Source organism: Acrocarpospora macrocephala, from assembly GCF_009687865.1.
Classification (GTDB): Bacteria; Actinomycetota; Actinomycetes; order Streptosporangiales; family Streptosporangiaceae; genus Acrocarpospora; species Acrocarpospora macrocephala.
On the sequence record NZ_BLAE01000035.1, the window covers coordinates 225,642 to 251,608 of the forward strand.

The 25,967-nt window shown below is 68.5% G+C and carries 17 protein-coding genes; 3 read left to right on the forward strand and 14 right to left on the reverse strand.

Annotated elements, in window-relative coordinates:
• Window positions 1–18 precede the first annotated feature (18 nt).
• Genes Amac_RS29335 through Amac_RS29355 form a run of 5 tightly spaced genes read right to left on the reverse strand, consistent with a single transcriptional unit; the run spans window position 19 to window position 5,732 of the window.
• The gene (locus Amac_RS29335) at window positions 19–849 is read right to left on the reverse strand and encodes a carbohydrate ABC transporter permease (RefSeq protein WP_155357623.1); all 831 of its coding nucleotides are present in this window, start codon (window positions 847–849) and stop codon (window positions 19–21) included.
• Window positions 839–1,777, reverse strand: coding sequence for a carbohydrate ABC transporter permease (locus Amac_RS29340; protein ID WP_155357624.1), 939 nt, complete (start codon window positions 1,775–1,777; stop codon window positions 839–841). The genes Amac_RS29335 and Amac_RS29340 overlap by 11 nt, the downstream gene beginning before the upstream one ends.
• 1 nt (window position 1,778) lies before the next feature.
• A complete protein-coding gene (locus Amac_RS29345; protein WP_218041348.1) occupies window positions 1,779–3,053 on the reverse strand; it encodes an ABC transporter substrate-binding protein in 1,275 nt (424 codons plus the stop codon).
• A 41-nt stretch (window positions 3,054–3,094) separates the two neighbouring features.
• Window positions 3,095–4,699, reverse strand: coding sequence for an FAD-dependent oxidoreductase (locus tag Amac_RS29350; RefSeq protein WP_218041349.1), 1,605 nt, complete (start codon window positions 4,697–4,699; stop codon window positions 3,095–3,097).
• The gene (locus tag Amac_RS29355) at window positions 4,692–5,732 is read right to left on the reverse strand and encodes a LacI family DNA-binding transcriptional regulator (protein ID WP_218041350.1); all 1,041 of its coding nucleotides are present in this window, start codon (window positions 5,730–5,732) and stop codon (window positions 4,692–4,694) included. Before Amac_RS29355 ends, Amac_RS29350 begins: the two co-directional genes overlap by 8 nt.
• A gap of 185 nt (window positions 5,733–5,917) precedes the next feature.
• Between Amac_RS29355 and Amac_RS56485 the strand changes: the two genes are divergently transcribed.
• Complete coding sequence (locus Amac_RS56485) at window positions 5,918–6,895, forward strand: hypothetical protein (protein ID WP_246268780.1); 978 nt, start codon at window positions 5,918–5,920, stop codon at window positions 6,893–6,895.
• On the opposite strand, the gene Amac_RS29365 is transcribed toward Amac_RS56485, so the two are convergent.
• A complete protein-coding gene (locus Amac_RS29365) occupies window positions 6,806–7,798 on the reverse strand; it encodes a LysR family transcriptional regulator (protein ID WP_218041351.1) in 993 nt (330 codons plus the stop codon). The genes Amac_RS56485 and Amac_RS29365 overlap by 90 nt on opposite strands.
• A 92-nt stretch (window positions 7,799–7,890) precedes the next feature.
• Between Amac_RS29365 and Amac_RS29370 the strand changes: the two genes are divergently transcribed.
• Together Amac_RS29370 and Amac_RS53875 are read left to right on the forward strand one after the other, a co-directional pair.
• A complete protein-coding gene (locus Amac_RS29370; RefSeq protein WP_155357625.1) occupies window positions 7,891–8,931 on the forward strand; it encodes a pyridoxamine 5'-phosphate oxidase family protein in 1,041 nt (346 codons plus the stop codon).
• Window positions 8,932–9,655: 724 nt separating this feature from the next.
• Window positions 9,656–10,159, forward strand: a complete 504-nt coding sequence (locus Amac_RS53875) for an NBR1-Ig-like domain-containing protein (protein ID WP_170322711.1) — start codon at window positions 9,656–9,658, stop codon at window positions 10,157–10,159.
• 44 nt (window positions 10,160–10,203) lie between these two features.
• Here Amac_RS53875 and Amac_RS29380 read toward each other — a convergent pair whose 3' ends face one another.
• From Amac_RS29380 to Amac_RS29415, 8 genes are all read right to left on the reverse strand, one after another.
• The gene (locus Amac_RS29380) at window positions 10,204–11,142 is read right to left on the reverse strand and encodes a SpoIID/LytB domain-containing protein (protein ID WP_155357627.1); all 939 of its coding nucleotides are present in this window, start codon (window positions 11,140–11,142) and stop codon (window positions 10,204–10,206) included.
• 35 nt (window positions 11,143–11,177) lie between these two features.
• Window positions 11,178–12,071: a peptidase inhibitor family I36 protein gene (locus tag Amac_RS29385; protein WP_155357628.1), complete on the reverse strand. Its 894-nt coding sequence runs from the start codon at window positions 12,069–12,071 to the stop codon at window positions 11,178–11,180.
• Window positions 12,072–12,137: 66 nt separating this feature from the next.
• The gene (locus Amac_RS29390) at window positions 12,138–12,983 is read right to left on the reverse strand and encodes a peptidoglycan-binding domain-containing protein (protein WP_174900238.1); all 846 of its coding nucleotides are present in this window, start codon (window positions 12,981–12,983) and stop codon (window positions 12,138–12,140) included.
• 213 nt (window positions 12,984–13,196) lie between these two features.
• A complete protein-coding gene (locus Amac_RS29395; RefSeq protein WP_155357629.1) occupies window positions 13,197–18,539 on the reverse strand; it encodes a non-ribosomal peptide synthetase/MFS transporter in 5,343 nt (1,780 codons plus the stop codon).
• A complete protein-coding gene (locus Amac_RS29400) occupies window positions 18,536–20,329 on the reverse strand; it encodes a non-ribosomal peptide synthetase (protein ID WP_155357630.1) in 1,794 nt (597 codons plus the stop codon). The genes Amac_RS29395 and Amac_RS29400 overlap by 4 nt, the downstream gene beginning before the upstream one ends.
• A gap of 16 nt (window positions 20,330–20,345) precedes the next feature.
• On the reverse strand, window positions 20,346–23,561 hold the full coding sequence (locus tag Amac_RS29405) for a WD40 repeat domain-containing protein (RefSeq protein WP_155357631.1): 3,216 nt from the start codon (window positions 23,559–23,561) through the stop codon (window positions 20,346–20,348).
• Entirely contained in the window at window positions 23,558–24,850 is a 1,293-nt protein-coding gene (locus Amac_RS29410; RefSeq protein ID WP_155357632.1) for a hypothetical protein, read from the reverse strand. The genes Amac_RS29405 and Amac_RS29410 overlap by 4 nt, the downstream gene beginning before the upstream one ends.
• Window positions 24,840–25,853 (reverse strand): nucleotidyltransferase family protein, encoded by a 1,014-nt coding sequence (locus tag Amac_RS29415; protein WP_170322712.1) that lies wholly within the window; start codon window positions 25,851–25,853, stop codon window positions 24,840–24,842. The genes Amac_RS29410 and Amac_RS29415 overlap by 11 nt, the downstream gene beginning before the upstream one ends.
• Between the last annotated feature and the right edge of the window lie 114 nt (window positions 25,854–25,967).

Consider the following 25,967-nt stretch of genomic DNA (forward strand, 5'->3'; position numbering starts at 1 on the left):
GGCAGCGAGGGCGGAGCATCATCCCTTCAAGCCCGTGTGCGCCAGCCCCTCGATGAACTGGCGCTGGGCCAGGACGAACACGACCAGGATCGGCAGTGCCGTCAGTGAGGCCGCGGCGAGCTGGATGTTCCACATGGGGCCGCCGTAGGCGTCGACGAACTGGGTGAGGGCCTGGGGCAGGGTGAACTTCTCCGGCGTGGAGAGGAACACGATTGGTTCCAGGTAGAGGTTCCACGAGTGCAGGAAGGTGAAGATGGCGACCGCGCCAAGAGCAGGGCGGGCCAGAGGGAGCGCCACCTTGCTGAAGGTGCCGAAGCGGCCCAGCCCGTCGACGCGGGCGGCCTCCTCCAACTCTCTCGGCAGGCTGATGAAGAACTGGCGCATGATGAAGGTCGCCATCACGCTCGGCGCCCCGAGGATCGGCACCAGGATCAGCGGCCAATGAGTGTCGGTGAGGCCGAGTCCGTGGAACATCTGGAACAGCGGCACGATCGTCACCTCGCTGGGGATCAGCAGCCCGATCAGCACGACGACGAAGAGCACGTTCTGGCCGGGGAAACGGATGCGCGCGAAGGCGTATCCGGCCATCGCCGAGACCGCCATGGTCCCGGCGGTGACCAGCAAGGCGATGTAGAGGCTGTTGAAGTACTGGGTGGTGAAGGGCTGCAGCTCGAAGACCTGCCGGTAGGCCGACGTGTCCCACGAGGAGGGCAGCAGGGCGGGCGGGAAGGCGAAGATCTCACTGTCCGGCTTGAACGACGAGGTGACCATCCACCAGGTCGGGAAGACGAAGGGCACACACAGCACGCAGAGCAGGCCGTACAGAGTGATCTTAAGTTTAGGACTCATGGAAGACCCACTTCCTGCGCATGCGCCACTGCGCGAAGGTGAGCGCCGCCACGATCGCGAACAGCAGGGCCGACAGGGTCGCACCGTAACCGAAGTGGTGGAACTGGAAGGCCTGCTGGTACAGGTAGTAGATGAGCACGGTCGTGGACAAGCCCGGCCCGCCCTGGGTGAGGACGGCGATCTGGGCGAACACCTGGAGCGAGCCGACGACCGTGATGATCGAGGTGAGCAGGATGGTGGGGCTGATCAGCGGCACGGTGATGCGGACGAACCGGGTCCACACCCCCGCGCCGTCGACGCGGGCGGCCTCGTGAAGCTGGCTCGGCACGCCCTGCAGGGCCGCCAGGAACAGCACCATGTTGAGGCCGACGTTCTTGAGCACCTGGACCACAACCACCGACACCATCGCCGTGGTTTCGCCACGCAGCCAGTTGGGTCCGTCTACCCCGACGGCACCGAGCAGGCCGTTGACGCCGCCGTCCGCCTGGAGCAGGAACCGCCACACGATCGTCCACGCCACCAGCGAGACCACGACCGGGGAGAAGAACAGGGTCCTGAAGAACGTGGTGCCGCGCAGGCGCTGGTTGAGCAGGATGGCCAGCACCAGGGCAAGGCTCAGGTTGAGGACGACCAGGCCGACGGAGAACATCGCGGTGCCGCCGAGCACCTCGCCCAGCTTCGGGTCGTTCAGCAGCTTGGTGTAGTTGTCGCCGCCGGTGAACTGGAAGGTCCCGGCCAGCACGTTCCACTCGTGCAGGCTGTACCAGAGCACCAGCCCCAGCGGAAGCAGCACGAAAAGCACACTGCCGACGAGCTGCGGCGCGATGAACAGGTAGCCGACGAGGTTGTCCCGGCGGCGGAACGTCCAGTACGGGGAGACGACGGCACGGTGCGTCGCCGTCGTCTCCCTGGTCCGGGTGAGGGTCACGTCACGCGCCGATCATCGGCTGGATCTTCGCGCAGACTCCGTCCAGCACCGCCTTGACGTCCGCGTCGGCCTTCCACAGCGGGTCGAGCTCCGCCCGTACGGTCTGCGACAGTTCGGCCTGCCCGATGTGGCTCGGCTTGACGACGGCCTTCGCGATGCCGTCGATCACGACCTCCTTGAGCTGTTCCGGCTTGAGCAGCGGGTTGGACTTGGCCAGCGTCTCGGTGGTGAGCTGGGAGGCCCGGGGCGGCGGGAAGTAGGCGGCGAGCTTGGCGGAGTTGGCGGGGTTGGTGAAGAAGGCCAGGAAGTCGATGGCCTGGGCGGCGTTGGGGGACTTCTTCAGTGCGCCCAGACCGGCCTGGCCGATGACCGCGTAGTCGCCCTTCGGCCCGGCCGGCAGCGGCACCAGGTCCCACCCGAACTTCGCCCCGTCCAGCAAGGAGGCGCGGGAGATCTGGGTGATGGTCATCGCCGCGTCACCGGCGAAGAAGTCGACGGTGGTGCCGGGGCCCGGCAGCGCCTTGTCCACGAAGATCGCCTTGTGCAGGAACGTCATGGCCTCGAGCATCTCGGGGCTGTTGAAGCCGCACGTCTTGCCGTCCTCGCTCCACGCCCTGGCGCCCCAGCCTCCCCAGATGGAGGCGAGGTTGTCCCAGCTCTTGTAGTCGAAGTCACGGACGATCAGGCCCGCCTTGCCCTCCTTCGCCACGGCCGCGTTCATGGCGACGGCGTTGTCCCAGGTCCACTCGCCGGCCTCGATGAGCTCGCGCGGTGTCTTCTGCCCGGCCTTCTTGACCAGGTCGTCGTTGACGAAGATGCCGAATGGCGAAGTGGAGAACGGGTAGGCGTACAGCTCGCCGTCCTGCTCCCACAACTTCGTCGCGGCCGGAGTCAGGTCGGCCAGCTCGTACCCCTGCGCTTTGCCGAGCTCTCCCTTCAACGGCGCCAGCGCGCCGGAGGAGACGAAGTCCGGGGCGGAATTCTCCAGTACCCAGGCCAGGTCGGGGGCGTTGCCGCCGGCGATCTGCGTGGTGAGGGTGGTGGTGTAGCTCTCGAAGGGGATCGAGTCGAAGGTGATGGCGCCGACGTCCGGATGCGTCTTCTTGTACTCGGCCGCGATCTCGTTGAAGAGCTTCAGGTGGGCCTCGTTGGACGTCCAGATCGTCATGCGCAGCGGCTGCGGGCCTTGCTCGGCAGGTGTCTGGCCGCCGCCGCACGCGGTGACGGTGAGCAGGGCGGCCATGGCGAGAGCGGCCAGTGTCCTGGTTGGCTTCATGGGGTGATCTCCTTATGTGGCTTCCCCCGAACGGTCATGTGTCAGTAGCCGGTGACGTCGGGCCAGCGAAGCTCGACGCCGTCGCGGGTCAGGCGCTGCTGGAAGTCCGCGAGGAGGGTTTCCTTCTCCCGTACGGCGTGTGGGGTGGTGGCCTGGTCCAGGCAGAACGCGGCCAGCGCGCCCGCGGCCTCGCCGGCGTTCCACTCCACCGGGTGCAGCCGGTAGGCGCCGTTGGTGATGTGGGTGGTGCCGATGTTCTTGCCCGCGGCCAGCAGATTGGTCATGCGGCGCGGGATGAGCGCGCCCAGCGGGATCTCGAACGGCGAGCAGGCCACGTCGATGTAGTTGTCGCCGCCGGTCGAGGGGTGCAGGTCGATGCGGTACATGCCGACGCCGACCGAGTCGGTGTAGGAGACCGCGCCCTTGTCACCGCGTATGGCCAGCGACAGGTCCTGCTCGGTGACGGTGCACAACGCGCGGATGCGGCGGGACTCGCGGATGTAGGCCGCCTGCGCCAGGCCGTCGGCGCCGCCCGTCACGTCGCCGCGCAGCCGCAGGCCGGGAAAGCCGGTACCGCCGTCGGCACGCGGCGCCTCGGTCTGCAGCCAGTAGAAGACCGAGCGCGACAGCTCGCGAGCCGCCTCCAGGTGCCGGGCGGCGTCCGGCACGTCGATGACCGGTCCCTCCAGATAGTCGATCATCGGCCAGTTGACGAGCGTGATGTCGCTGGCGTACGCGCCCTCGGTGAAGTTGCGGCGGGCGGCGATCCTGCGGAAGGTCCACAGGTTGGCGTCGCCCGCGCTGATCCGCTGGTCGGCCTCGACGAGCTGGGGGTGGTCGTCGGGGTTGGGAGTGAAGGAACGCTCCATGATCGCGAGCGTGCGCGGGTTCGGGCACCGCCACGACAGCAGCTTGTCGCCCCAGAACGGCGGCTCGTAGGCGCGCCAGAAGTCGTAGGAGGCGGGCCGGTCGATCGTGTGGTCGCCGTCGACGTGATCGATCGCGAAGCAGACGGACACGGCCTGCATGTTCAGCGGCTGCGCCTCGGCCGGAGCGCTCGGCTCGCCCGTCTCGGACTGTGCCTCGAACCCGGTCACGTACTCGGTCCCCGTCAGCGGCAACAGCTCGCCGGTCTCGGTGGCGTCCAGCACGTACGGCGCGCGGAGCACGACCTGCTCGGCGGTGTCGCGATGGGCCAGCCGTACGGACGTGACACGGTCGCCGTCCACCTCCGCGCCCACCGGCCGGTACGGCTGAAGCACCCGCAACCGGCCCGAGCCCCGATAGGGGGCGAGCATGGCCTCGATCACCGCGACCGCGACCCTGGGCTCGTGGCACAGGCGGCTCACGTGTCCGGCGCCGGGGTTGAACTCCCGCTGCGCCCGCGCCCGCTCGGTGAGCGGGTAGTGGTCGCGGTAGTAGCGCCGGATGCCCTCACGCAGGGCCCGATAGCTCGCCGTCACACCGAACCGCTCCACCCAGGAGTGCTCGTCGGGCGGGACGGCCTGGCTGGTGAGCTGGCCGCCGAGCCAGTCATGCTCCTCCGTGAGGACCACCGTGCGGCCGGCCCGCAGCAGGGCCAGCGCGGCGGCGACGCCCCCCAGCCCGCCGCCGACGACGGCCGCGTCTGCCGATATCTCAACCACGGGGGAGGTCTCCTGTCAGATTGGGGGCCGGGGCCAGCGTGGTGCCGTCGACCAGCTCGCAGGGCAGTAGTTCCTGCGGGGTTCCGCCGGTCTCCAGAATTTCGGCCAGCAGCTGGACGGCTCTGCGGCCCATCTCGCGCCTGGGGATGCGAAATCCGGTGAAATCTGTGTCGACCTGGACGGGCCGGGTTAATGCGCCCAGGGTGAGGATGGAAAGGTCGTGGGGCACGTGGACGCCGCGCTCCGCGGCAGCTGTGGCGATCGCGACGCAGTCGGCGTACTCCTCGACGAAGACCGCCGTCACCCCGGACGCGACCACGTCCCCCAGCGGCACGTCCGGGGTGAAGTGACGGCCGTCGGCGCCCGTGGCGGCCACACCCTCATGGAATCCGCGCAGGCGGTCGGCCATGGACTCGCCGCCCGTCCCCGCCCCGACGTAGCCCAGCCGCCGGTGGCCGAGGGCCACCGCCCGCTCGACCAGAGCCAGGACGGCCGGAGGGTAGTCGGCCCCCACGTACGGCACGGGCCCGCCCGCGTCGTCGCGGCGGCCGACGGAGACGAACGGGATGCCTTCTGCCAGCAGCCGGGCCAGGTCCTCACGGTCGACCGTTCGGCCGAGTAACACGCAGCCATCGGCCAGCCGTACCCGGCTCTCCTCGTTGAAGATCCGCCGCCGCGCGCCCGAGGCCGCCTTGGCGCTGGTGAACAGCAGCAGGTCGCAGCCGATCTCCTGGGCGCACTCCTCGATGCCGACGAGGAAGGGGTGATAGAAGTCGGCGCTCTCGGCGGGGAAGACCGCCTCGTAGGTGAACACGCCGAGGATGCGGTTGCGCCCGTAGGCCAGCCGCCGCGCGGCGGGATCGGCCACGTAGCCGGTCTCCCTGATCGCCTGCAGCACCCGTTCGCGGGTTTCGGGCGCGATCCGCACGTCGGCGTCGCCGCGCTTGTTGAGCACTAGCGAGACCGTCGTTTGGCTCACGCCGGCCATCCTGGCGATGTCCTGCTGCGTGAGACGCCGACCTTGAGTAGTCACCGTCCGTATCCTTCGTGATCAGGTAATGCGCATTAGCCGCTGGTGGAGCATCATCCTGGACAAGGCCCCCCATTCCTGTCAAGAGTCGATATTTCCTGAAGTAATTCGCATTAGCACCTTGACGCGGTATTCCTCGCGGGATGAACGTGTGAATCCGCACCACGACGTAGCGTGAAGGAGCAGACGTGGAAACTCCCCAGCAACTGATCGGACGGCGGACCGTGTTGCTCGGCGCGGCGGCGGGCGTGGCCACGGGCCTGGGACTCGGATCGCCCGCGAGCGCGGCGGCGGGCCCCGCCGGAATGCCGACCTACCGCTACCTGCGCGACGCGCTGTCCTTACCGCTCAGCCACAACCCCACCGGGGAGTTCATCTTCCCCTGCATCAGAGGGATGTACGACAAGCTCAGCAATCCCCGGGCGCGCTACTACCTGTACTACGCCCCCCACGAGAACCCCGGCGGCATCTGCGTGGCCTTCGCCGACTCCCTGGCCGGACCGTTCGACGACTACTCGGGCAACCCGCTCATCGACAACCGCCTGCCGACCACCACGGTCTCCCACGTGTCCTCACCACACGTGACCTGGGACGCCGCCACCAGGCAGTTCTTCTGCTACTTCCACGGCGAGAACTTCACCACGCGCGTGGCCCGCTCCACCGACGGCATCAACTTCACCAACGAGACCCCGATCCTGAGCACCCGCCTGGTGTCCGGCACCTCCGAGACCTCCTACGCGAGGGTCTTCGAGCACTCGCTGCCCGGCCGGAACAACAAGTACGTGATGATCTTCATGGGCGTACGTAACGGCCGCCGCCTCTTCTACGGCTGGTCGCCCAACGGCTGGGACAACTGGCAGTTCAGCGCCACCGCGCTGGTGAATCCCGAACCCGACGGTCTGACCGACATCTCCGGCCCGCACCTCGTCAAGCGCAACGGAACCACCTACGTGGCCTATCACGGCAACGACGGCAGAATGCGGATCACCGAGGTCGGCAACGCGTTCGACCGGGAGACACACCTCGGCGTCTTCCACTCCCCGATCCCCTCCGACAACGGCAGGGTGGCGGCACCGTCATTCGGCACCCAGGACGGCGTCTCCTACATGTTCTACGAGGCCGGACCGCGACTGGACGCGCGCATCTGCATCGCCCGAGAAGTCTGAGACATGCGGTCGGGCTGGTGAGATGTCGCGGACCACGTTGAGCAGTGGGCGCAGCAGCGGGGAGTCCGCGTCGGCGGTACGCCACAGGACGACCTCGAGCGTTTCGTGGTGCAGGCCGGCGACCGGTCGCCAGACGGCCGAGCCGAGGGCCAGGCTGGCGGTGTGCTTCTCCGGCAGGAACGTCAGGCCGTCGCCGGCTGCCACCAGCGTGATGATGGCCTCCAGGTCGGTGATGTGGGTACGGATGTCCGGGTGCACGCCGCGCGCCCGGACCATGGCGAACAGGTCGTCGTGCAGCCTGGGATAGAGGATCCAAGGTTGTAGCAGCACGACCTGTCCGTGGAAGTCCTCGACCCGGAGCGCGTCGCGAGCGGCGAGCGGATGGTCGTGCGCGAGGACCGCGCCGAGCCGGTCCCTGGCGATGACGGCCGAGGTCAGCGTCGGATCGTCGGCCGGGTGGAAGCCGTACCCGAGCGCGATCTCTCCGGCGCGCAGCGCCTCCCACTGCTCGGCGCCGGTCATCGGGGTGAGCTGGATCGTGATGCGCGGCTCGCGGCGGCGCGCGGTGCCCACGATGCCGGCCAGGTGCCCCCAGTAAGCGGTGCCGGTCTCGAAGCCGATCGTGACCGTGCCGATCTGGCCGGCCGCCACCTGCCGCGCGCCGTCGACCGCGGCCTCGGCGGAAGCGACGATCGAGCGTGCCCGGTCCGCGAAGTAGCGGCCGGCGGGAGTGAGCCGCACCCCGCGGCCGTCCGGTTCCAGCAGTTCGACGCCCATCTCGTTCTGCAGGTCGCGCATCTGCCGGCTGAGCGGGGACTGCGACATGAACAGTCGCTGCGCCGCGCGGTGGAAGTTTTCCTCCTCGGCGATCGCGATGAAGTAGCGCAGGTGTCGCAGTTCCACGGCATGCCCCTCGCTTTGATGCCTTCGAGGTCTCAATATGGTGCAAATAATATCTTGGACGACAGAATGGAGTGCGCTGAAGAATCGGCGCCATGAACCGAATCACGACCGCCGGCGACCTCGAGGCGATCATCGGGCGTCCCGCGGACCTCATCCTCGCGAAGGAACTGCCCGCGCTGGACGACGCTGCCCGGCATGTGCTCGCCACCGCGCCGATCGCGGGCTTCGGCTACCTCGACGCGGCCGGGCGGCCGTGCACCACCCTGGTCGGCGGCCGACCGGGCTTCGCGGAGTCCGCGTCGCCGACCAGGATCGTGATCCCGGCCGACGTCGACGCGGACGGCCCGGTCTCGTTCGTCTTCCTGATGCCCGGCGTCGGCGAGACACTGCGGCTCAACGGCACGGTCGCCGCGCGCACGCCGGGCCGGCTCGCTATCACGGTCGAACAGGTGTACATCCACTGTGCGCGCGCGATCCTTCGCTCCCGGCTGTGGGAGACGGCTTCGCCCGCCGCCCCGGCGATGCCCAGCACAGACGGCCCGCTCGCCGGCCCGCGCGTGGCCGGATTCCTCGCTGCCGCACCGTTCCTCGTCGTGTCCACCTGGGACGGTGCCGGCGGCGACACCAGCCCGCGTGGCGACCTGCCCGGCTTTGTCCGGGTACTCGACGGGCGCACGCTCGCCATCCCGGACCGGCGCGGCAACAAGCGCGCCGACACCGCGCACAACCTGCTCGTCGACGCGCGGATCTCCGCCGCGATGCTGGTGCCCGGCCGCACCGAGGTGCTGCACATCAGCGGTACCGCTTACCTCACCGACGATCCGGCGCTGCTCGCGGACATGGCGCTGGGCAGCGCCGTACCGCAGACCGCGCTCATCGTCACGGTCGCGCTCGCGGAGGTGCGGCGCAGTGACGCGATCGCCGCCGGGCGAATCTGGGACCGGGCCGGGCACGCGGACGCGGACACCGCGCGGACGCTGATGGCGCTGTCCGCGCGGCAGATCGGCGAGATGAAGCCCGCGTTGCGCTGGCTGGGGAAGCCGCTCAGCGCGCTGGCCCGGCCGATGCAGTGGCTGCTCGACAGGTCCTACCGCCGTGCGCTGAAGAACGAGGGGTACGGCGACCGCGCGTGACCGGCTGGCAGGTGCCGGTGGTCGGTGACCACGACTTCACTAGCGTACGGGTCGCCGACTAGCGCCCCGGTAGAACCTCGTGGCCGGTGCGCAGCCGCTTCCAGTCGCCGGCGGGGGATGAGGCGGACGGCTTTCTGGACGCTCATGTCGCCCGGCTCCGTGCCATTACCGGTTCGAGTTGAGTGAAGTCGGTGGGTGCTGTTAGCTTCGCACGGTGGACGACAGGCGTGCACGGACGGAGACAATCGAGGACTTCGCGGCGACCCTGCGGGAACTGCGCAACTCGGTCGGTAACCCGCCTTTCCGGGAGATGTCCGGCCGGTCGGGGGCGATTTCTCACACGACGTTGCACGAAGCCACGAAGGGTAACCGGCTCCCGAGCTGGGAGACCACCGTCGAGTTCGTTAAGGCGTGTGGCGCGGACCCGGCCGCGTACCGCGAACAGTGGGAGAGAGCGAACCTGGCGGTCAGATCGGATCCTTCCATCCGCGCGGACACCTCGGTGGACCGTCCGGCTGGTGGACTCGTAGCCGCTGCCACAGGCGCCGCGGAACCTCGTACCGCGCCCTGGTCGGCTGGCGAGACCTTGGCATCCGTGCCTACGCCGCCGCCCGACGAGACCGCGGGCGACGTCCAGCCTCTGCTTCCTGCGCCGGGGAACAGAGGGCGATTCCGGCTGACCCGCCCGGTCGCGTTCGCGACAGCGGCCGTCACTGTGGGGACAGTGGTCCTCATCGTGGCCGTCGTCAATCGCGGCTCCGGGCCCGACGGACACAGCCTGAACCCGTCCGGCAGCCCATCGATTGCCGCGCTGTCGCCAGCCGATTGCCCGGTGCGTTCGACCAACCCGCCTGCGGCCCCGCCGGTGCACAAGGGCGATGTGGCCGTGTTCATCGACGACATAACGCTCCCCGATTGCACGCGCGTCGGCGCTGGGAAGACCATGACCAAGGTATGGCGGCTCAAGAACGCCGGGACCGTGCCGTGGAAGGGATATTCGCTGCGTCGCCTCGACGTCACGCAGCAAGCTGATCAATGCCAGACCATTCCCGACGTGCCGATCGAGGACACGCAACCAGGCGAGATGGTCGACATCCGGACCGTCATCACCACGCCGAGGAAGCCGGGCCTGTGCTACGTGCGATTCAAGATGGTGGACGCTTCGGGAACGGTCGTGTTCCCCGGAAGCCGGCCGGTCAACTTCCAGATCATCGTCGACGGACTCTAGTTCCCGCCATGCATGACGTGGCGGGGAACTAGAGTCGTACGGTCTCAGGAGCTGACAACGATCCCCGTGTAGTAGTGCTGGAGGATCCTGGAGTAGCTCCAGCCCGCTCTGGCCTTATCGCGAGAGCCGTTCTGCGACATCCAGTCCCCGTTGACCCAATTGCCGCACGCCGTCGTCGTAGCGCAGTATTGGGCCCGGAAGATCTTCCCGTTGCGAGTCAGCCGGGTGCCCCACGTCGCGTCCACCGCGGCGCTCGTCACCGCCTTCGCGGAGCCGGGCTTGTACACCTGGCTCGACGTGTGGTCGTAGACGTCGAAGCACTGGCCGCTCGCCGTCTTGCGGTTCGAGTGCAGCGCCCAGTACCAGCCGAAGTTCTTGACGGCCATCGCCCCGGCCCTGAGAGACTCGCTCGGCCAGCTCGACACCCACTCGTTGGGCAGGACGTTCTTGACGTAGGTCTTGAACGCCACCCGCTCCACGCGATTGAGGGACTTCCGGTACACCAGGATCGTCGTGGGCAGCCTGGTGTCCGTACCGTCGGTCTTGCACCCGGTCGGCGGCGCGGAGCTCAGGAGCTTGTGCGAGGCGTTCTGGTTCTTGAGGGTGGAGTTCAGGTTGCCTTTGGCGCCTGGGGCGAAGTCCTGGTACGTGCCGGTGTGGCCGGTGTTGTAGTAGACGCGGACGGTCTTGCTGCTGCGGTTCCAGACGGAGGCGGCGGCGTTCTTGATGCATTTGCCCTTGCCGTTGCCGGGTCCCTTGAAGTCGTAGCAGGAGGGCTGTTTGGTGGCGTAGTCGGCGATCGATCCGGTGAAGTCGGAGACTGATCCTTGGTTGTTGCTGTTGAAGTAGTAGCAGAATTCGCCGGTCTGGCAGATGCCGTCGCGGTTCGCGGCCGAGGCGGGGGATGCGGTGGCGAGTACCGTCCCGCCGAGCGTCATCGCGGCGGTGAGCCACGAGATCAGCCGTACAGTTCGTGGAGGCACAGTTGTCTTCCTCGTTTGGTAGAGGCCGCGGTGCGTTATCGGACGCTGTAGCCCTGGGAGTTCCAGAACGAGGTCGGGTTCGGGTTCTCCAGGTGCGGGTCGCCGACGCTCTTGGCCGCACGCGTCTTCCGTCCGGGGCGCATCTCGATGTGGGTGTGTGCGGATGACCTGCTCGACACCCCATGCCACGACTCGTCGGCGATGATCTGGCCGCGGCTGACCTGCTGGCCCACGCGCAAGGACGACAGCGGAGCGGAGTGCAGGTAGATCACCGTCTTGTTCAACGCGGCGTTGTAGATGGCGATCGTGGAAAGTCCCGCCCTGCCGGTGGTCCCGCGCACCAGGTTGATGACCTGGCCTCCCACCAGGGCGTGCACATCCGCGCCCACACCGCGGGCGATGTCGATGCCTTCATGCCGGCCGGAGGTGGAGGTGTAACCGTCGAAGCCGCAGGTGATCGTGCCGCTGGCCGTGTACAGCGAGAACGACATGTTGCTGCGCGATGGTGATGACGACGGGCTGAACTTGTGCGAGGCGTTCTGGTTCTTGAGGGTGGAGTTCAGGTTGCCTTTGGCGCCTGGGGCGAAGTCCTGGTACGTGCCGGTGTGGCCGGTGTTGTAGTAGACGCGGACGGTCTTGCTGCTGCGGTTCCAGACGGAGGCGGCGGCGTTCTTGATGCATTTGCCCTTGCCGTTGCCGGGTCCCTTGAAGTCGTAGCAGGAGGGCTGTTTGGTGGCGTAGTCGGCGACTGATCCGGTGAAGTCGGAGACCGATCCTTGGTTGTTGCTGTTGAAGTAGTAGCAGAACTCGCCGGCCTGGCAGATGCCGTCGCGGTTCGCGGCCGAGGCGGGTGATGCGGTGGCGAGTACCGTCCCGCCGAGCGCCATCGCTGCGGTCGCCGCGGTGAGGATCCTGGTGAGCGTTCTCATGCTGTTCTCCTTCTGGCTGCGGAGCCTGGGTTTCGGATGGTCAGTGGAGACTGGGTTTCGGAAGAGTCAGCGGCGCTGGTACTCCTCCCAGGTGCGGATAGTCACCTTCGGGCCGTCGTCCGGGCCACGGCCGGTGAGCCCGTTCAGGCCGAGGTAGTAGTCACCGATCTGGTGCTGGGCCTGGCTGGAGAGGCTGGTGTCGCTGATGGCGGCGGCGTGGATGTGCCACGGCCAGTCGCCTTGCCTGGGGCTACGCACCCATGCCGCGAAGCCGACACGGCGCAACGCGCGGACGGCCGCGGTGCGGGTGGCGGAATTCAGCCCCGTTACCGAGATGTCGACGACGCCGCCGCCGTCGTGGGTGCCCGCGGACGTGGGGTCGCCGCCGGGGTTGTACGAACCCTGATCCAGCTTGAGGTCGCGGCCGAGCAGCCGCTTCGCCTCGGCCAGCATGCTTCGCGTGCGGGTGTTGATGACGAAACCGCCGGTGGACACCCGGGTGCCCGGGTCGATGACGTTGGTGACCGTGAAGCGGCCGGCTCCGAGCCTGGTGAGCGACGTCCTGCCCGGCAGGCCGTTGGCGTCGAGGCCAGTGAGGCCGAGCGACTTCTGGTACTTCGCGTAGGCGGCGACCGTTGTGGTGCCGAAGTAGCCGTCCACCCACTTCGCGTCGAGGAGGCGCCGGTCGCGCAGCGCCCGCTCAACGAGGAGCACGCTGGCCTTGGCACCCGGGGTCAGCGTGTCGTCAGGCCGCCGCGGGTCGATCTGGGCCGCCTTGACCGTGGCTTCCATGTTCACGCTCGGAAGGGCCCTAACGTCGGCCGCCTGAGCCGCCGCCGTCCCGGACGCTCCGGTCAGCGAAGCGTGCAGGACGGCCGCCGTGAGGGCAGCGGCGTATGAGGGCAGCTTCATCGTTACTCCTGGATTCGGGCGCTGGGGGCGATTCCTGTGCGGCCGAATCCAACGTTTCGGATTGCTTGCGTGTCCTCAAGAAGATCGTGTTGTCAGCCTGTTCGACAGGCTTTCCCGTACAGGCGTACGCGCCATCTGACAGGTGATCCGATGGCGAGTGCCCTCAACCGCGACCCCACAACGCATCGAGTAGGACGCGTATACGCGCGGAACTCACCTGCTCGGCGTGGGCAGCAGCGCGTCCGCGGCCTGTTGCAGCTCATCCCGGTCCCAGGTGGCAACGGCTCCGGGGATCGCGTCCGGGAGAACGTCCTCCATGTAGCGCAGCGTGTGCCAGCGAAGCCCGACGAGCGCCAGCGCGACCTGGAGGCAGCCGAGGATAGCGATCATGACGGCCATGCCTCGGCCAGGGCCGGAGCCGAATGCGCCACCCACCGCCTCGCTCAGCCAACCGCCCTCGGCCATGGCGGGTTCGAAAACGGCGTCGGCCAGCCAGCCGGCGGCGAAGTAGCCGAGAGGCTCGGTCAGATTGGCGGTCATGCGGTTGGTGGCCAGGATCCGGCCCTGCAGTTCCAGGCCGACCTTAAGCTGGATCATGGTCTGCCAGTGGCCGTTGATCAGCGCGATGGAACACATGATCATGGCGAGGCCGACGACCGGAAAGGCGGCCATCGGCTGCGCTCCGGCGACGATCATTCCGAGACCGGTGAGCAGGACGAAGCCGATCATGCCGGTGGCGCGCCGCTCGAATCCGCCCCACAGCGCCATCGCCACCCCTCCGGCGATCCCGCCCAGCGCGCCGACCATCGTGGCCAGGCTCAGCGCCGTCGTGTCGGCAAACGAGAGCATCATCGGGGGTATCAGCGCGAACGTGAAGCCCAGCAGCAGGTTGTAGCCGAGGAAGAAGACCACCATGGCGACCAGGCTGCGACGCCGAGCCAGGTACCGCAGACCTCCGGCGATCTCTCTGAAGATCGACTCTTCGCGCCTGCGGAAGAGCAGTTCCGGGAAGCGTACGGCGAGCAGGGTCGCCATCGCGACGAGCGCCGTCGCCAGGTCGGTCAGCATGGCGCCGCCGAGGCCGGTGAGCACGATCAGCACGCCGCCCATCAGCGGGCCGACCGCCTGGCTCAGGGCCAGCACGACCTGCAGGATTCCGTTGGTCCGCGCCAGGTACTGCTTGGGGATCAGCTGCGCGACGGCGGCCAGGTACGCCGGCTGCTGGAAGGAGGTGGCGATGGAACCGATGGCGGCGGCGAGGTAAACGTGCCATAGCTGCAGTAATCCGGTCGCAAGCATCAGCAGGCAGAACGCGGTGCCGGCGGCGTTGGCCACCTCGACGGAGATCAGCAGCGATCGCCGGTTCCACTTGTCGGCCGCCGCGCCGGCCAGGGGCAGGACGAGCAGCCCGGGCAGCAGGGCGGTGGCGAGGATGGCCGAGAACTGGGTGGCGCTGCCCGTGTCCTGGTAGACCCAGATGCCCAGGGCGAACGCCAGCGCCCTGCTGCCGATCATGGAGACGAGCTGGCCGATCGTGACGAGGGCGAATCCCCACAGATTCGTGGTGGCACGTGGCCTGGAGCGCGGCCGGTCAGGCGGCGGGTTAGGGGTCGCGTGGAGTCGCCGGTTCACCCAGTCGGCGATGGTGGCGGCAAGCGGACCGGCCTGATGCTGGAGGAAGAAGTGCCCGGCGTCGGGCAGAACGGCCAGTTCGGTGTCCGCGCACAGCAGGTTCCACTCGCGATGCCGCTCCTGGTGGAATTCGGTGATGCGGTCGCGTTCCCCGACCACGCTGAGCGCCCGTAACGTTCGGTCCCCTGGGGCATGGCACAGCCGCGAGTAAAGTTCCTCGGCTTCGCGTGCGTCGTGCCGCACTGCCTGGAGCGTCGCCGCCTGCTCGTACGGATCCAGGGCGCCTTGGAGCCCGCCTATCCCACGCAGCACGTCACGATAGAGCCGGTCGGAGCGCCAGCGGTCGCTTGGCAGCAGCTTCGCCCACAGGTCGAACAACCGTCCGGGCAGGCGGGGCGCCGGGAAGGCCCCGCCGAGGACGACGCCGACGACCTGGCTGCCTTCGGCCTCCAGCCGCCTTGCTATCTCGTACGCCAGCGCCGCGCCGACGCAGTGGCCGTAGACGACGATCGGACCGTCAATGGTCGCGCGGATCTCCCGGACGGCGCCTGCCGCGGTCGTCTCGAACGATTCCAGCGGCTGGTCTGGCCGGGTGGGATCGTGGCCGGGCAGTTCGATGGCGTACAGGGGGAATTCCGGCGGCAGCGCCTTGGCCAGCTCGGCGTAGGCCGCGGCGGTTCCCCCGCCGAACGGCACCGCGACCACCGTCGCCGTGGCCTGGGCCGTCCGCTCTCCGCCGGGCAGCAGCCACAGATACTTCCCGGTGTCCGCCTGGCCGAGGAAGTCGGCCAACCGCCGGACGGTCGGATGCTGGAAGATCGAGATGACCCGTACGTCTGGGCCGATGCGGCGGGCCAGTCGCATGGCGGTGAAGGAGTCCCCGCCGGATTCGAAGAAGTCGTCGTCTATCCCGATCTGGTCGAGTCCGAGCACGTCACGCCAGATCTCGGCGATCCGCGCATCCCGGGTGTCGCGCGGGGGTGTCCGCTGCCCGTGCCGCAACGTCGGCGGGCCGGGTTCCGGCAGTGCGTTCCAGTCGAGTTTGCCGTTGGGCGTCAGCGGCAGCCGGTCGAGTTCGACGTAGGCGGTGGGGACCATATAGGGAGGCATCGCCGCTTGGGCGAACTCCACCAGTTCCGATAAATCGATGTCTTTATCGGAGACGTAATAGGCCGCCAGGGATGCCCGGCCGTTGTTGTCCTGCCGGGTGGCGACCGCGACCTCGGAGATGGCCGGATGGCGGCGGAGGACCGCTTCCACATGAGCGGGCTCGACCCGGTACCCGCGGATCTTCGTCTGGCGGTCCAGCCGACCGAGGAACTCGATCGAGCCGTCCGGATGCCGGCGGACCCGGTCACCGGAACGGTAGGCGCGCTCTCCGGAGAATGGATCGGTCACGAAACGGGTGGCGCCGGGTTCGTCCGGGTCGAGGTACCCGCGCGCCACGCTGCTCCCAGTGATCAGTAGCTCGCCCGCCGTGCCCTGGGGGACAGGGCGCAGCTGCTGGTCCACGACATCCGCCCGGACGTGCGGCAAGGGCGACCCCAGGGGAACGGAAACCCCTTGCCGTGAACCCGATTCGGCCGGGACCTGATAGGCCATCACGGAGACGGTCGTCTCGGTCGGCCCGTAATGATTCCAGATCGACACGTCCGGACGAGCGGACCGGATGGCGTCGACCAGGTCCCACGGACAGGCTTCCCCCGCCAGCACCAGGAACCGCGCGGGCACCACGTCCGCCAGCAGGCCGGCTTCAGAGATGGCTTGCAGATGGCTGGGCACCAGCTTCATGAAGTCGATGCGGTGCCGGCGGAAGTAGGCCGCGAATCGGTCCGGGTCGGCCGCCCATTCGTACGGCAACACATGGAGCGTGCCGCCGGTCGCCAGGGCGCCGAAGAGGTTGGTCAGCCCGAGGTCGGCGGCGAAGGTCGAGACGATCGCGAAATTCAGACCCTCGGGAATCCGCATCCGGTCCAGCAGGGCGGCCAGATAGCTGGCGAAATGCCGATGTTCGACGACCACGCCCTTCGGCTTGCCCGTCGATCCCGAGGTGAACAGGATGTACATCACCTGGTCGGCGTCCACCTCCGGCGCTGGCTCGCCGCCGGGGCATCCGGTGAGATCCTCCAGCATCACCGTGGTCACCACGCCCTCAAGCGGCAGGGCCCGATCCACCTGCGCATGGGTGAGCAGCAGCCCCGCGCCCGAAGCCCGCAGCACCGCCGCCAGGTGGTCGGCCGGCATCGACGAGTCGAGGGGGACGTAGCTCAGACTCGATTTCAGCGCGGCAAGTATCGCGACGACGTAGTCGATGGAACGCTCGAACGCCAAGGCGACCGGGCCTGCCTGGTCGCGCAGGTATCCGGCCAGCCGGTTCGCCCTATCGTTGATGTCCCCGTAGGTGATGACCTCGTCGCGGCACCGTACGGCGATCCGATCGGGATGCGCCTCCGCCTGGGCCTGGAAACGCGTGATCACGGGTATCTCGTCGTGGGCGGCGGGAACCGGCCCCGGCATCGGGTCGCTGGGCGGAACCGCGGGCAGGGTGGCCGCCGGGGCGTCGAGATCCGTGAGCAGGGCGTCCAGGACCGCGACGAAATGCTCGCCGAGTCTGGCCGCCAGGTCCTGACCGTACAGGTCCGTGGCGTAGTTGAGTGTTACCCGCATCGAGTGGCGCGCGTCGATGAATGTGCAGGTCAGATCGAACTTGGCGCGTGCCCTGAGGACGTCGAAAGGCTGGATGTCCAGCCCGGGCACCGGCTCGGTCAACTCGGTGGCCGGGTAGTAGTTGACCATGACCTGGGCCAGCTTGCCGACGCTGAGATCACGTTCGGGGGCGAGTTCGGCCACCAGATGCTCGAACGGGAGTTCCTGGTGGTCGAGGTCTTCCAGGGTGCGCTGCCACACCTGCCGCACCAGGTCGCGCCTGCTCCCCGGACCGCCGAAGCCGAGCCGTAGCACGAGCGTGTTGACGAAGCAGCCGATCAGCTTCTCGGTCTCGAGGCGATCGCGCCCCGACACCGGTGTGGCGACCACGACGTCATCGGCGGCGCAGTGCCGGTGCAACACCTGGCCAAAGGCGGTGAGCAGCAGGGCGAACGGGGTCACCGAGGCGTCCCTGGCGACTGCGTGCAACCGGGAGCGTTTGCCCTCGTCGAGCTCGATGTGGAGTTCCGCGCCGCGGTCGGAGCGTACGGGGGGTCGCGGGCGCGCCAGCGGTAGTTCCAGAATCGGCGGCATACCGGACAGCCGTTGGCGCCAGTACGCCAGCTGGGCCGCTGCCTTCCCGGTGTCCAGGTGCGCCCGCTGCCAGGCGGCGTAGTCGGCGTACTGGATCGGCAGCGGGGGCAGATCGGAGCCGGTGTAGCCGCGGAAGACCTCCTCCAGCAGGAGGCGGCACGACCACGCGTCCGAGGCGATGTGGTGGACGACGAACAGCAGCGCGTGATCGTCGGGGCCCAGCCGCGCCAGCGTCACCCGCAGCGGCGTCTCGCGCTCCAGGTCGAAGGGCTGTTCCGCGAGGCGGGCGAACAGTTCGCCGGCCGCATCGGCAGACAGATCGACGTATTCGATGACCGGTGGCTCTTCGTCGACAACGAGCAGCGGCTCTTCACCGGCAAGGGAAGAGCACCTCGTCCGGAGCACCTCGTGCCGCGCGACCGTCGCGGCCACGGCCGAGCGCAGGGCCTCGGTGTCCAGGTGGCCGCGCAGGCGTACGGCTTCGATGTTGTTGTACGTCGGGCTGTCCGGCCGGAGTTCCTGAAGGAAATGGATCCGGTTCTGCGCGAACGACATCGGGAGCAGCCCGGATGAACGGTCGATCACGGGTATGGCGGCGGGTTTGGTCCGCATCATGCGGCCGAGCTGGGCTCGCTGCTCCGGCGACAGGCGCGCCAGACGTTCGGCCAGGGAGGACTCGGTCATGACGTCTCTTCGCGCTGGAGGTCGCCGTCGCTTACCTCGCCCAGAGCGTCGAGTAACGCGTCCAGGTCGGTGGGACCGTCCGCGAGGAGCCGGCGTTCCATGATCGTTATCCCGATGCCGGCGACGGTGGCGGCGGCGAACAGGTCGCGCTGCGACAGCCGTACATCGAACTCCTGCCAGATCCTGGACGTCAGCTGGGTAGCCATGATCGAGTCGCCGCCCAGAACGAAGAGGTCGTCGGCCGCGGATACCCTCTCGACACCGAGCAACTCGGCGAACCGGTCGGCCACCCAGCATTCGATGTCGCCATGCGGTGCGATGTATTCGGGTTCGTCCCGGGCGGCGAGTTCGGTCAGCGCGGCTCGGTCGATCTTTCCGGTTCGGGTACGGGGCAGTTCCGCGACCTCGACGAAACGGGCGGGGATCATCGCAGCGGGAAGCGCGCTCGTCAGGTCGCGCCGCAGATCCGCGACGGTGAAGCCGGCCGTGGGCACGACATAGGCGGTGAGGCGGGCTTCCTCCCGTGCTCCGCCCGCCCGGGTCGCGGTCACGAACGCGTCGCGGACCGACGGGTGGGCGCGGACGGCGCGGACGACCTCGGCGGGGTGGACCCGTACGCCGTTGATCTTGACCTCGTCGTCGGCGCGGCCCAGGACGACCAGGTCGCCGTGCTCGTCCACGTGGCCCAGGTCACCGGTCCGGTAGGCGATGACCCCATCGCCGAGGGCGGCGAAACGTGCCGCGTTCTCTTCGGGCATGTTCAGGTAGCCGTGGCTGCACGAGCGGCTGACCAGCACGATCTCGCCGGAGGGCACCGGCTGGGTCAGGCGTGCGCGCACCAGGTCGGCGTCCAGCACGGCGTCGGGTTCGATGAAGCAGTAGCTGGTCCCGGGCACCGGCCGGCCCGCCGGGAAGGTGGCGGGCTCAGCCGGGATGCGCTTGTAGACGGTGGCCTGCCCGCTCTCGGTGGAGCCGTAGGAGTTCACCCGGAGCGTCGTGTTCGGGAAAAGCGTGGGCCATCCGCTCAGCACGTCGGCGGCCGGAGGCTCGCCCACGAAGAACACCGCGTGTACGGCGGGGCATGTCACCCTGCCGTGATGCAGCCAAGCCCGGGCTACCGACGGCACGGCCGTGATCACGCTGATCCGCCGCCGGGCGAGCCACGACACCGTGGCTTCCGGTTCCTCCGTCGCGCCGGGCTCGGGTATCACCACGGTCGCGCCCGCGACCAGCGGGGGGAACATGTCCCGCAGGCTGGCCTCGAAACTCAGTCCGGTGAGGAAGGCGAAGCGGTCGCGGGGCCCGATACCGAACTCCGGGCCGAACCACTCGGCGAAGGACAACACCGACGCCGCCGAGCCGAGCACCGGTTTGGGGGTGCCGGTGGAACCAGAGGTGAAGTAAACGAAGGCCCCATCACCGGGAACCTGCCGGCGCGGGTGGTTGTCGAGGCGGACCATGCCGGTGTCGGTCAGGAGAAACTCCGGGCGTACCATATCGAGGAAGATCGCCCGTCGATCTGTGGGGGTGTCGGGGTCGATCGGGAGCACCGTGCCGCCCGTGGCGAGAACCGCCAGAAAATCAAGCAAGAATTCTGCGGATTTCGCACGTTCCATCGCGACGAATGTGTCGCGTACGCCACGGGCTTCCAGCTCGGCGGCCCGATCGTCTATGTATTTGCCCAGCTCCCGATAAGTGATGGAGCCGCCGGCGTGCTCGATGGCGATGTCCGGTTCCAGCTCGTCCGCGTGGGAGCGAATCACCTGAACGAGACGCTGCTTGGTATTCATTAGGTGACCTCACAAATTAGGGGCAGATCTTCCGGAACGGTTCTGTCGGTATGTAGCGCTGCCATTCTTCGAGAGTCAGAGACCGTCCCGCGATTTCACAGATCAGCGAGGAGGGGTCGGCGGGCAGGGTCATCGCCCACAGGCGGGCGGAATCCCGGCCCGCGCTGGCGACGGTCTTGCCGTCAGGACTGAAGGCGACCGCCTTGACACCGCCGGGATGCGGTCGCGGGTCACCGAGCCGGCGGCGCGTGGCCATATCCCACAGCTGGAGGGTGCCGTTGCTGCTCGCCGTGACCAGGTAGCCACCGTCCGGGCCGAACGCCACATCCCAGACGGCGTCGCCGTTGTCGAGAGGGTCGCCGATGGCGCGGCAGCCGCGCACGTCCCACAGCCGAACGGTGTCCTCCAAGCCACCGGCCGTGGCCAGAATGCGGCCATCCGGGCTGAACGCCAGGTCCGCGACGCTGCTGGTGTGGCCGCGCAGCGGAGGGCAGACCTCCTGGCGGGTGGTCACGTCCCACAGGCGGACCGTCTTGTCGGAGTTGGCGGTGGCGAGGATCTTCCCGGCCGGGCTGAACGCCGCACCCAGGACGCCGCCGTCCTGCAGCGCTGGCCCGATCGGCTCGCCACCGGGCACCGTCCAGAGGCGTACGGGACCGAGTCCCGCGGTGGCCACCATCGCCGCGTCCGGGCTGAAGGACACCGTGCCGATGACGCCGATCAGGCCTTCCCTGGCGGGGCCGATAGGGTTGCCGGTGGCGACATCCCACAGGCGGGCGCTGACGTTCCGGTCGCTCGCGACCGCGAGGATCTTGCCGTCCGGGCTGAAGGCCACGCCGCCGACCTCGCCGGTGTGGGCGAGCGGAGCGCGCGTGGCCGCTCCCCACAGGCGGGCGGTGGTGCCTCCCCCGGTGGCTATCGTCCTGCCGTCCGGGCTGAACGCCGCGTCGCTGATCCGCTCGTGGCGCAGTTCGCCGGTTGGGCGGTGGGCCGCGACGGTCCACAGGCGGGCGGTCGTGTCGCCGGCGGTGGCCACCGTCGTGCCGTCCGGGCTGAAGGCCACCGCGTCGATGAGGTCGGTGTGGCCCGTCAGCGGAGTGCCGATGGATTGCCGGGTCTCGACGTCCCAGAACCGGGCGGTTCCGTCGAAGCTTCCGGTGAGCAGGGTCGTGCCGTCCGGGCTGAAGGCTACGGAGGACACGCTGCCCGGATGGGTGAGGGGTTCGCCGATGGGGCGCTGAGCCGGCACGTCCCAGAGCCGGGCGGTGCTGTCGAAGGCCGTGGTGGCCAGGGTCTTGCCGTCGGGGCTGAACGCCACGGCCCTGACCTCATTGGTGTGACCTTCGAGGGGTGGGCCCGCCGGTCGGCGGGTGTCCACGTGCCAGAGGCGGGCGGTGTTGTCGAAGCCGCCCGTGGCCAGGGTCTCCCCGTCCGGGCTGAAGGCCAGTGCGAAGACCGCGCCGACGTGGCGGCCGGGCAGGGGCTCGGCATGCGGGTCACCCGTCAGGTTCCACAATCTGGTGATGCCGTCGCCGTTGCCTGTGGCCAGGGTCGTGCCGTCCGGGCTGAAGGCCACCGCGTAGACGTCGTCCTTGTGGACGAAGGGCTGGCCGATGGGGCGCTGCGTGGCCACGTCCCAGAGGCGGGCGGCGTTGTCCCGACCGGCCGTGGCCAGGGTCTTGCCATCCGGGCTGAAGGCGACCGCGTACACGTCGTTGTCGTGGGCGAGTGGTCGGCCGAGGGGGCGTCGGGTGGCCGTGTCCCATAGTCGTACGGTGCCGTCGTCGGAGGCCGTGGCGAGGATCGCGCCGTCCGAGCTGTACGCCACCGCCCGCACGCGGTCTTCGTGTCCGGACAGTACGGCCCGGACCGAAGTGGCGACAACGGCTTTCATGCCGTAACCCGCTTCGGGAGTCGCGTGGAATTTCCAGGCGGCGAGGGAAAGCAGGCCGGAAAGAACGGGGTCGGCGGTGCGGACTTCGTCACTGCGCAGGGTCGTCAGCCGGGACAGGGCTTCTTTGCGCCGGGCCTCTATCGTCTGCTGCTTCTCCCGCGAGTCCTTGATCCAGAGCGTGCCGACGGCGATCAGCGCCACGGCGAGGGGAACGGCGATCCAGCCGGCGAACGGCCAGATGTTGGGGCGGCGTGCCTGTCTGGCGGCGATGTGCCAGTTCGGTGCCGGAACGATGACGACGTCCTGTCCGGCTGCCTCGGCTTCCTGCTGGTCCGGGGTGGGCACGATGACGCGGGCGTTCTTGCCGGCGGCCTGGAGTTTGCGTTCGTAGCCGCCGACCGACCGCATGTTACCCAAGTCGTCGATCTTGCCGACCACGGCGTTGGCGCTCACCAGCCGCCAGATGGGCGGGGGCAGGTAGAACGGCCGTCGCAGGCTCCGCAGTTCGTCGAGCAGTACGGCGAACGCGGCGCCCAGGGATTCGCCTTCGACTTCGCCGAGCGGCCCTTCCGTGCGTTCGAGCGACCACAGGACCGTACCGGTGATCTTCTCACCTGCCTGGGACCACGCGCGGCCGAGGGCGATTTGGAACCTCTCGTCGGCGATGAACAAGGACATGCGCCGGGGGTCGGGTACCAGCCCTCGGGGCGAGTCGCGGACCAGAGTGGCCTTCAGCTGGGCGTGCCATCCCTGGTCGGCAAGGTCGAGCAGCACGCGTGGGCCGGTCAGGCGGCGGCCCTCGGGTGGACGGCCGGCCAGGGTGCGCAGGGTGACGGCGATGGCCGGGGCGGCGCCGGCCAGGCGGCGATCGTCACCGGCCAGCGCCGTGAGGATCTCCAGCTGCCGGGTGTCGTCGTGCCCCGTCCATTGATCTGACAATGGTGAACCGTGCGCCGCCGCGTGCCAGAGGAGGGCCTTTCGCAGGTATTCCTCGGCGCGTTCTTCCTCGACCAGGCTGAGCGCGAGTCCCGCCAGGCTGCGCAGCGCGTGCACCGTCGGCTTGTCCGATGCCTGGAATGGCGGGCCCAGTTCTTCGACTATCCGCCTGTCCACCAAACCGTGGTATCCGAGTGGCTCGTTGAGCGCGGCGTGCAGGCGGGTTTCCCCATGGTGGAGGCGCTGAAGGGAAGCGGTGTCGCGGTCCGCCACCAGGCGGGCGAGCAGACCGGGCAGCGGCTGCTCCGGGCCGAGGAACTCGTCGCAGAGCAGGCGTTCGTCGCGGTCGGGCCGGCCGTCGCCGAGGATGTCGTCGAGGGAGTCAGCCTGATTCAGGCTCACCGTGTCTCCCCGGTCAGCGCGGCCAGCAGCCCGTGCAGCGGATGATCGGCGGGGAGGCGCGCGGCGAGTTCCCGCCAGGGACGGAGCGCTCTGTTCGTCCTGACCGTACGCACCGAGCTCCGGAGATCGTCTGCGTGCAAGAACTTCACCTCGGCCAGGCCGATCGGCGGATCGTCGAACGTGACCTCGAACTCTCCGGAAGGCATGGGGAGGCTCGCGAATCCCACCAGGCCATCAGACGTGACCTGTAGAGGGATGAAGTACGAAAAATCACCATCGGTTCCCCGTACGTCGACGGGCAGCACCATCACGTGATAGGTGCGGGACACGGTGGCGGCCAGGTCCGGTGTCAGCGTCGCCGCCACGTCGATCTCAAGGCGCCCGGTGTCCGTGACATGGAGATCGATCGTGAAGGGGTCGCGATGCAGTTGTTCGGAATGGCGCCTTATGCGCCGGTCCGTCGCGGCCGCCGGGCGGAGCGTCGAGGTCAGGCGCACCAGGTGCCCGTTTCGGGCGCCTGCGTGGTCATCGCCCGTCAGGTGCTGGGATGCGAGCCGGGCGCTGTATGCGAGGAATGGGTCACCCGAAGCGAGCACATCCATGAGCCGGGAGAGGCCGAGCCGCGCTACCCGCGGCACGCGCGAAATCTCCAGGCGTGGCAACCGGGCGCACAGCGCGGTGGCGCCCAGCCGAGCCACCGTGGCGTCGGCGGCGCGCTGACCGGCGGCGAGTTGTTCCAGCGCCGCGGTGAAACGTGATCCCGCCGGGGTGAACCAGTGCCGCAACCAGATGGGCGTTCCCGGGGTGGTGCCCTGGAGAGCGGCGATCACCTCCTCGGCCAGCCGGGAGACCAGGTCCCACGGGAGCACGTGGAACAGTTCCGCCGGCGGGTCGCCCTCTTCGGCGAGACGCCGTACCAGCAAGTGACGTAGGGGGATGCGCTCGTTGCCGAGCGCCTCCAGTTCGGCGGCGTCAAGGACTGCTTCGGGCCACTGGGCCTCGATCCTGTCGATGATCGCCAGCCCTGCCTCGGAGACCTCGATCGGCTGGGCCATCTCGTCGAGTTCGACCACGATCCGGCCACTCTCCTGATGGACCAGCCCGAGGACGCCGGGACTGATGTCGAGGGTCACGCGCCGTCGCAGCCAGCCGGCTCCGAATTCCGGCAGTAGCCGGGCGTCGGCCCGGTCGTCGCCGTCGTTCACATCGGCCGAGGGATCCCACCGGGCGGTCCCGGTTTCCGGCCGGTGGACGGCGATGGTCCAATTACTCAGAGGTTTATGCGGCATTGTGTGGTCCGTCCGACAGTTTCCGGAGGAGAGCCGCTGCGACCGGGCCCAGGTCCGCGGCCAGTTCGATTGCCCGGCGGCGGTGTTTCTTGGCCACACCGTTGTGCCAGACGGCGGTCAGCAGCTTCCATTTGCCGGTCGGGATCCGTTCGTTGAGGTCCGCCGGGAGCGAGCCGGCCCAGTTCGCCAGCGCGGAGGCGTCGGCGTCGGGCCAGCGGATCAGGAACTTCAGGCCGCGCAGCACGATGCTCGCCTGCTCCACTGGGTTGTCGCCCTGGTAAGCGATGACCAGCCTGCTGGGAGCGTGCCGCAGGTGCTCGATGCCGTGCCCCGACGGGTCGATGATCAGCTGCCGCCGGAGGTCGTAGTAGAGGGAGTTGACGGTGAAATCGCGACCAGCGGTGTCCTCGGTCAGGTCCCCGCCGGAGGAGAGGAACCGGAATCCGCCGAGCGTCAGCGCCTTGTATTCCACAATACGTTTTCCCGCCGCGAGCGGCTTTATGTAGACGACGCCCCGCATTGAGACACCCCGCTCATAGTCGCCGGACCCGGCGCGCGCCAGCGATTCATGGGCGAGGTCGTAGAATTCGCCGGTCGGTATCGTCCCGCAGAAGTCCAGATCCTTTATCGGGTGCTCGGGCTCGGTGAGCAGATCGCGTACCGCACCGCCGACGAGCCAGATCGTGTGGTGCCGATCGTCGATTTCGCTGAGCATTAACGGAAGCAGCGCTTCGACTTCTGAACGGGAGATGGCCCGGTCGACCGCGCTGGGCAGATAGGGTGCGATATCGTCGGCCGAGCTCAGATATTCTTGTTTCAGACCGGCTACCGGATGTAATCCGCATCGGTCGATCCGAATGCCGTTCGCCACGTCCCGAGGGGAAGGTATCGGCCGCGCCGGGGGTTCGTCGCGATTCTCATCCCCTTCGAGCAGGAGTCGATCGCCGTCGGCGCCGGGTGTGCTCGGTTCGTACGCGAAACCGAGGACCAATTCGCCGTCCACGAGGTCGCCTCTGACCAGAGGGCCATTCGCAGGACGCTCGTACGACGTACGGAGATCATCGGGCCTGGATAGCCCCACAGGCGACACCACCATCGAAAATCCACCAATCGACCA

Bases quoted from the DNA above. Each gene is read 5' to 3' on its own strand.
- Amac_RS29335 (WP_155357623.1), bottom strand. From the start codon at position 849: ATGAGTCCTAAACTTAAGATCACTCTGTACGGCCTGCTCTGCGTGCTG.
- Amac_RS29345 (WP_218041348.1), bottom strand. From the start codon at position 3,053: ATGAAGCCAACCAGGACACTGGCCGCTCTCGCCATGGCCGCCCTGCTC.
- Amac_RS29370 (WP_155357625.1), top strand. From the start codon at position 7,891: ATGAACCGAATCACGACCGCCGGCGACCTCGAGGCGATCATCGGGCGT.
- Amac_RS29385 (WP_155357628.1), bottom strand. From the start codon at position 12,071: ATGAGAACGCTCACCAGGATCCTCACCGCGGCGACCGCAGCGATGGCG.
- Amac_RS29390 (WP_174900238.1), bottom strand. From the start codon at position 12,983: ATGAAGCTGCCCTCATACGCCGCTGCCCTCACGGCGGCCGTCCTGCAC.
- Amac_RS29395 (WP_155357629.1), bottom strand. From the start codon at position 18,539: ATGACCGAGTCCTCCCTGGCCGAACGTCTGGCGCGCCTGTCGCCGGAG.
- Amac_RS29400 (WP_155357630.1), bottom strand. From the start codon at position 20,329: ATGAATACCAAGCAGCGTCTCGTTCAGGTGATTCGCTCCCACGCGGAC.
- Amac_RS29410 (WP_155357632.1), bottom strand. From the start codon at position 24,850: ATGCCGCATAAACCTCTGAGTAATTGGACCATCGCCGTCCACCGGCCG.